We start from the raw sequence: 7,236 nt of genomic DNA on the forward strand, positions 1-7,236 counted from the left end.
CACGGGATCGGCGTCAAGACCAAGCCGCTGACGCGGTCGACCTCCGGTCGAGCCTTGACCCCGACCCCTTACCGGCGTTTGCCTGCACCGAGCCGGGAACCAGCACAAACCGGTCGCAGCAGTCCGACCCAAAAGGGTTGACACGGCCCCACTCCTTCAGGAATGACAGGAAGCTGGGGCGGTCCGCTGTTCGCGCAGCGGACCGTCGTCTCGGGGAAACGGCGCCCGCCCGGCTCAGGGCCAGACGTCACCTGGCCCAGCGAGTTGAAGTCGACTGCGGACAGCGTGTCGAAGACCAATATCCAAGGAAGCTAGCTACGCTGGCTTAGCGCTTGGTCCGGAACTGGGCCGCCTGCAGTGCCATGGGGCATTGAGAATCGAAACCTTGGATATTGATCCACACGTGCGTCGATATCTCGGCTTGGACTGGGCGTCGTTCAGTCCAAGCCGGTTCGAGGCTGGCCGACGATGAGCGTCATGCGGTCGATCAAACAGCCGGTCTTGTCATACCAATCGTGGATCCTCGCGCCTGGTGTGCGAGAGGTTCGCTCATCCCGTGGTTCTGTGACCTTTCGATCGCATGTTCGACAACTCTGATCTTGGAAGGGGTGGTGCTGTGACGACAGATGTGGTCAACGGGCTGACTCTGCGGCGGAGCGCGGAGGATGATCTTCCGGTTGTGGTGCAGGTCAGTGGTGAGGCGGCGCTATTTTCGCGGCCGGAGTTGAAGGTGGAGCGGGTCAGTTACCCCGTGATGACCCCGTCTGCCGCAGTGGGAGTTTTCGAGTCGATCTTCTGGAAGCCGGAGATGCGGTACCAGGTCGTGGCAATCGAGGTGCTCAAGCCGGTGAAGCAGTTCTCGGTCCGGCGTAACGAGACCTCGGATGTCGCGCCGCTGGCCGAGGCGATAAAGGGCACCCGCCGGGTGGACACCGCCGCGCACCGCGATCAGCGCAATGCCGTCTGCCTGCGTGACGTGGCGTATCGGATCCACGCCCATATCGAGTTGGCCGCGCATGCGGACAAGCCGGTCGCGGCGTACCGGGACCAGCTTCGTCGCCGTATCCGCAAGGGGGCCTGCTTTCAGCGGCCGTACCTGGGCACTCGCGAGTTCAGCGCCGAGTTTGGCTGGCCGGATGACACCAGACGGGCGGATGTCAACGAGGAGATCGGCATCATGCTGCATTCCGTGCACCGTGACGGGAAGCCGGGTTATCCGCGGATGGAGTGGTTCGCCGCCCGGGTCGTCGCCGGGGTGCTCTACGTGCCTGAGAGTGGGATCGAGTTGGCGCTGCCGGTGGAAGGCCAGGTGGTCTAGTGCTGCTGCAACGGCTGGTGGAGTACGCCGACACCAGCGACGACGTCATCCCGGCGTTCTACGCCCGCAGACCTGTGCGCTGGAGCCTGGAGATCGACGAGAGGGGCATATCCCGGGGTGGCCTTGTCGACACGGCGGACAAGGACGACCCGCACCGTCGGTTCGGTGCGACACAGCTGGTGCCGGCGGTAACCCGTACCGTCGGGATCTCGCCCGCCCTTGCGGTCGACAACGGCGAGTACGTCTTCGGCTGGCTGTCCGAGGGAGCCAAGCCAGAGCGGGTCGCGAAGCAGCACCAAGCCTTCCGCGGCCTGATCACCGAGTGGGCCGCCGCCGAGCCTGACGGTCCTGGTCCGGCCATCGCCGCCTTCTACCGGGACGGGCATGCCGGCAAGCTGCAGCCGCCGCCCGATTGGAGCAGGGGAGACCTGATCGGCTTCTCGGTCGGCGGAGTCGACGCGGCCGGCGCCCCGTCGGCGCGGCGGTTCTGGTCCGGGGTGGCCGGTGATCGGAAGGGCTCGGGGCGGTCCGGCCTGTGTTTGGTCTGCGGGCAGGTGCAGTCGTTGCTCAAGACTGTGCCGCAGCAGATTCCTCGTCGGTGGGTCCCCGGCGCGACCCAAAGCGCGTCGCTGGTCAGCATGAACAAGGCCGTGCACGGCTACGAGCTGCAGGAGCAACTCACCAACACCCCGATCTGTGCCGATTGCGGCCTCAAGTTCATGACCGCGTTGACCGGTCTGCTCTCCGATCCGCTGCACAGTACTGCCCTGTCCGGGCAGAACGCCCGGCTTGCCTGGTGGGTGTTGGGCGGGTCGACCTTCGACCCATGGGCGACTGTGGAGCAGCTGGACCCGACGCAGATCCGGAACCTCATCGCGGGCCCTGCCGGCGGTACGCAAGCGACGGTCGACGACCTGTCCCGGTACTGCTCGGTGACCGTGGGAGGCAACGTCGCCCGCGTGGTCGTGCGGGACTGGGTCGAGCAGCCGATCAGCCAGGTGAAGGACAACATCCGAGCCTGGTTCGACGACCACAAGATCGCCGATGCCTGGACCGGTGACGTGCTGGAGGTCAAGGTCTCCCAGCTGGCCCGAGCAGCCGGGCGGTTCGAGGCCGGACGCAACGGAGGTCCCGGGACCTGGACCAAGTTTGGCGCGTCCGGTGAACACCGGCCACCGGATCTGTTCCACCGGCTACTCAGCGCCGCGCTGCTCAAGCGGCCGTTGCCGCCGAAACTGCTCAACCACCTCATCAACCGAATCCGTATCGACGGCCGCTCGACGCGGCCCGAGCCGCACTGATCCGGCTCGCCCTCCGTCGCCATCCGAATCTGCCCGAGCATGAACGAGAGAGGCTGACGCCGACCTTGAACGTCGAGCACAAGCAGCCGGCCTACGTGTCCGGCCGCATCTTCGCCGTCATGGATGACCTGCAACGGACCGTGTCCCGGGTCGCCGACCAGAAGCTGAACACCACCTTCGCCGAACGCTACTTCGGCCGCGCCATCGACAACCCGCAGGTCGTCATCGTCTCCGGCCGTCGCAACGTGCAGGCGTGGCTGAAACGGCTACGCGGTCCTCTGCGCCGGCCGAACTGGTCGGATGCGTACGAACGGCGACTCGACGACCTGTTCGTCGAACTCGCTGCGGTTCCCACCGCCGCGGTGCTGACCGACAAAGCTCAGTTCATCCTCGGCTACCACCATCAGCGAGCCGAGATGCGGGCCGAGCGACTCGCGGCAGCTGCGGCCAAGAAGAAGACCGACCTGCCCCCGGAGCCCGACGACGTGGCCCGGAGCACCCACGACGAAGGAGACGACGCATGACTGCCGCGCACCTCGACCCGACCCGCCGCCACGACGCCGTCCTACTGTTCGACGTCAGCGACGGAAACCCCAACGGCGACCCCGACGCCGGCAACCAGCCGCGTACCGACGACGAGAGCGGACAGGGCCTGGTCACCGACGTGGCGATCAAGCGCAAGATTCGCGACACGGTGTCGCTGCTGCAGGGCGACGACCCGCGCTACGGCATCTTCGTCGAGGCCGGTCACGCCCTGAACACCCGGATCGAAGCGGCATTGAAGGCCAACCCGGGCAAGGCCGACGAGGCGCAGCGTTGGATGTGTGAGCACTACTTCGATATCCGGATGTTCGGCGCCGTACTCAGCACCGGCAAGGGCGGCGGCGCCGGCCAGGTCCGCGGCCCGCTTCAGCTCACCTTCGCCCGCAGTATCGATCCGATCCTGCCCACCGACCACACCATCACCCGGGTCACCCAGACACGGCAGGAGGACATCGACAAGGGAGAGCGTACCGAGATCGGCTCCAAATGGACCGTTCCGTACGGCCTGTACCGGGCGCACGTGTTCTACTCCGCGCCCCGCGCCAAGAAGACCGGCGTTACCAGCGATGACCTGGCCGCATTGTGGCAGGCCATCACCGTCATGTTCGACCACGACCGGGCCGCCACCCGGGGCGAGATGAAGCTGTGCGGGCTCTACGTGTTCAGCCACCCCGACCCCTTCGGAGTCGCCCCCTCGGCCGCCCTCACCCAACGCATCACACTCGACCGCGCCAACCCCGCCAAGGCGCCGCGCGCCCACACCGACTACACCCGTGAAATCGACGAGTCGGAGCTACCGGACGGCGTCGAGCTGACCAAGCTGGTCGACCTCTGGCCGTGATCGACGACCGCCCGACGACAGCGGCACCGACCTGCGGGAGGTGCCGCTGTCCGCGCTGGAGCACTACGCTTACTGCCACCGGCAGACCGCGCTGATCCACGTCGAGGGCGTCTGGTCGGAAAGCGTCGAGACGGTACGCGGTGACCTCAGCCACACCACCGTCGACCTGCCCGGTATCCAACGCCGCCGGGGCCTAACCGTGATCCGGTCACTACCGGTGTGGAGCCACGCCCACGGCCTACGCGGCATCTGCGACATCGTCGAGTTCGAGAAAGGCACCGCCACACCAGTCGAATACAAGGTCGGACGGCACAAAGCCAGCGGGCCTGCCGAGCTGCAACTCGGTGGGCAGGCACTCTGCCTCCTCGAAGCCGGCTTTGACGTGCCAACCGGCTACATCTACTCGGTCGCCGAACGGCGCCGACACACCGTACCCATCGACGCCGACCTGCTCGACCGGGTCGTGGTCGCGACCGTGGCGGCTCGCCGGCTGCTCGACACCCCGGCGTTGCCGGCGGCGCGCAACGACGCCCGCTGCCGGCGATGTTCCCTACGCGAGGACTGCCTTCCCGAGCTGACCGACGGCCGGCGGCAGACCACACCCAACCTGTTGACCCCACGACCATTGGGACAGTGGCGTGACTGAGCTGCTCAACACCCTCTACGTACAGACCCCCGGCACCAGCCTGCACCTCGACGGTGACACCGTCCGGGTGTACCACCCCGACCAACCCGGACGCCGGCTGCTGCCACTCGTCCGGCTCGACCACCTGGTCCTGTTCAGCGGTGTGACACCCAGCGACGACCTACTGCTGCGGTGCGCCGACGACGGCCGCTCGGTCAGCTGGCTCACCGGCAGCGGGCGGTTCCGGGCCGGCCTGGTCGGCCCCATCCACGGCAATCCGCTACTCCGCCAAGCCCAGCACCGGGCCACCGACTCCCCGGATCGCCAATTGCCGATCGCGATCGCCATCGTCGCCGGCAAGATACACAACGCGCGACAAGTGCTGCTACGCACCGCCCGGGACACCAGCGGACACCGGCAGACCGCGCTGCGGGCGAGCGCCGAACTGCTGGCCGGACGGCTCGAACTGCTCGCCACCGCGGCCAGCACCAACGACGTGCTCGGCGTCGAAGGCATCGCCGCACGCGACTACTTCGCCGCCATGCCCTACCTGCTCGGTGAAAGCAAGGACTGGAAGGCATCCGGGCGCACCAAACGACCCCCCACCGATCCCCTGAACTGCCTGCTCTCCTTCCTGTACGGCATGCTGCGCGTCGCCGTACAGGGCGCACTCGACCAGGTGGGACTCGACCCGTACATCGGCTTCCTACACGCCGTCCGGCCAGGCAAGCCCGCTCTCGCCCTAGACCTGATGGAAGAGTTCCGGCCACTCCTGGCCGACCGGCTCGCGCTTACCCTGCTCAACAGGCGAGAGCTGACCCCGACCGACTTCGAGGAACTGCCAAACAAGGCTTACCGGCTCACAGACAGTGGACGCAAGACCGTGCTGGCCGCCTGGCAGCAGAGCAGGCAGCGCAACTGGCCGCACGCGCAGCTCGGCCGGGAGGTGCCGGCCGCGCTGCTGCCGCTGGTGCAGGCCCGGCTGCTCGCACGTCACCTCCGCGGAGACATGGTCGCGTACTGGCCGTGGACGGTGAACTGAGCTATGGATCTGCTCGTCACGTACGACGTCGAGACGGTTACCCCACAGGGGCAACGCCGACTGCGCAAGGTCGCCAAGATCTGTGAGGCGTACGGCCACCGCGTGCAGAAGTCGGTGTTCGAGGTGGTCTGCCGCGAAACCGACAAGGTGCGCTTCGTCGCCGCGCTCCGGGAGGTCATCGACCCGACCCAGGACAGCATCCGGATCTACCGGCTGCCGGCCCACGCGCTCGACGATGTCGAACATCTCGGCAAGCCACGGCTGATCGACCCACGGGGGGCGTTGGTGATCTAGGAACCCCAAGTGAACGCGGAAACCCCAGGGGGTTCCGAGTCAAGAAATGTGGATTAGATGAACAAATCGGACCGCGGGCGAGTCAAATATGCATCGTCAGATCGCTATCTCTGCTGCTCGCGAACCGCTGCGCCCGGCCTCCGGGCCGGGCGAGGATCGCAACGTGTGGGCGGCCGGCGATCAACTCCGCTGGGCGTTCACGCTGCGCCCGGCCTCCGGGCCGGGCGAGGATCGCAACCCGGCCGGAACCTACCTGATCAACGCGTCCATTGCGTTGGCTGCGCCCGGCCTCCGGGCCGGGCGAGGATCGCAACGAGCTGCCCCCGACACGTGCCGTCTACGTGCGCGCAGCTGCGCCCGGCCTCCGGGCCGGGCGAGGATCGCAACGGCGTGAACGGCGTCTACATGCGGGTCATCACCAGCGGCAGCTGCGCCCGGCCTCCGGGCCGGGCGAGGATCGCAACGTTGCCAGCCGCCTCACCTACCCGACCCCGCCGGAGGCTGCGCCCGGCCTCCGGGCCGGGCGAGGATCGCAACAACCTGGGCGCCTACTACACCAGCACCCCGGGGCGGGCGCTGCGCCCGGCCTCCGGGCCGGGCGAGGATCGCAACGGCGTGCCCGAGGTGTAGCGAGGGGCGAGCATGGCTCGCTGCGCCCGGCCTCCGGGCCGGGCGAGGATCGCAACGTGTTGTGGGCGATCGTCGCGAGCACCTGGTTCTGTTGCTGCGCCCGGCCTCCGGGCCGGGCGAGGATCGCAACCCGGAGTAGATGTCCGGGCCGTACGTCGGGGTGACATGCTGCGCCCGGCCTCCGGGCCGGGCGAGGATCGCAACCTCCGTGGTGGGGTAGTCGACAGTGGTCGACGGGGTGCGGCTGCGCCCGGCCTCCGGGCCGGGCGAGGATCGCAACACCCTCTACGGACGACCAGGGCAATTACGTCGACTACTACAGCTGCGCCCGGCCTCCGGGCCGGGCGAGGATCGCAACACTGTAGTCCCACGGCGCAGAGCAGCGGCGGCACGCGCTGCGCCCGGCCTCCGGGCCGGGCGAGGATCGCAACAGCGACGTACCCGCGTCGGACCCGTTGAGGGCGTTGTCGCTGCGCCCGGCCTCCGGGCCGGGCGAGGATCGCAACCCCGCGTACAGGTCCGAGTAGGTGGGGGTGACTCGCTGCGCCCGGCCTCCGGGCCGGGCGAGGATCGCAACCAACCGTGCCGCGCCGCGCCGGCGAGTAGATCCGCCGTTGCTGCGCCCGGCCTCCGGGCCGGGCG

The 7,236-nt window shown here is 68.1% G+C and carries 5 protein-coding genes, 1 pseudogene and 1 CRISPR repeat array; all 6 genes and pseudogenes read left to right on the forward strand.

Features of this window, described 5'->3' with window-relative positions:
- Positions 1-628: 628 nt before the first annotated feature.
- The 6 genes and pseudogenes from cas5c (at position 629) to cas2 (ending at position 5,964) form a co-directional block, all read left to right on the forward strand.
- Positions 629-1,318: a type I-C CRISPR-associated protein Cas5c gene (gene cas5c, locus JNW87_RS31795; protein ID WP_238454945.1), complete on the forward strand. Its 690-nt coding sequence runs from the start codon at positions 629-631 to the stop codon at positions 1,316-1,318.
- Positions 1,319-1,392: 74 nt separating this feature from the next.
- A pseudogene (gene cas8c / locus JNW87_RS31800) lies at positions 1,393-3,143 on the forward strand (type I-C CRISPR-associated protein Cas8c/Csd1).
- Entirely contained in the window at positions 3,140-4,003 is an 864-nt protein-coding gene (gene cas7c, locus JNW87_RS31805; RefSeq protein WP_238454941.1) for a type I-C CRISPR-associated protein Cas7/Csd2, read from the forward strand. Before cas8c ends, cas7c begins: the two are co-directional and overlap by 4 nt.
- Positions 4,004-4,043: 40 nt before the next feature.
- Positions 4,044-4,649: a CRISPR-associated protein Cas4 gene (gene cas4, locus JNW87_RS31810; RefSeq protein ID WP_238454942.1), complete on the forward strand. Its 606-nt coding sequence runs from the start codon at positions 4,044-4,046 to the stop codon at positions 4,647-4,649.
- Positions 4,642-5,670 (forward strand): type I-C CRISPR-associated endonuclease Cas1c, encoded by a 1,029-nt coding sequence (gene cas1c, locus JNW87_RS31815; RefSeq protein ID WP_238454943.1) that lies wholly within the window; start codon positions 4,642-4,644, stop codon positions 5,668-5,670. Before cas4 ends, cas1c begins: the two co-directional genes overlap by 8 nt.
- Before the next feature lie 3 nt (positions 5,671-5,673).
- Complete coding sequence (gene cas2, locus JNW87_RS31820; protein WP_238454944.1) at positions 5,674-5,964, forward strand: CRISPR-associated endonuclease Cas2; 291 nt, start codon at positions 5,674-5,676, stop codon at positions 5,962-5,964.
- Positions 5,965-6,090: 126 nt separating this feature from the next.
- Positions 6,091-7,171: a CRISPR direct-repeat array (repeat unit 37 nt; unit sequence GCTGCGCCCGGCCTCCGGGCCGGGCGAGGATCGCAAC).
- Positions 7,172-7,236 lie beyond the last annotated feature (65 nt).

The organism is Micromonospora sp. ATA51, assembly GCF_016802855.1.
GTDB lineage: Bacteria > Actinomycetota > Actinomycetes > Mycobacteriales > Micromonosporaceae > Micromonospora > Micromonospora sicca.

Bases quoted from the DNA above. Each gene is read 5' to 3' on its own strand.
- cas7c (WP_238454941.1), top strand. From the start codon at position 3,140: ATGACTGCCGCGCACCTCGACCCGACCCGCCGCCACGACGCCGTCCTA.
- cas2 (WP_238454944.1), top strand. From the start codon at position 5,674: ATGGATCTGCTCGTCACGTACGACGTCGAGACGGTTACCCCACAGGGG.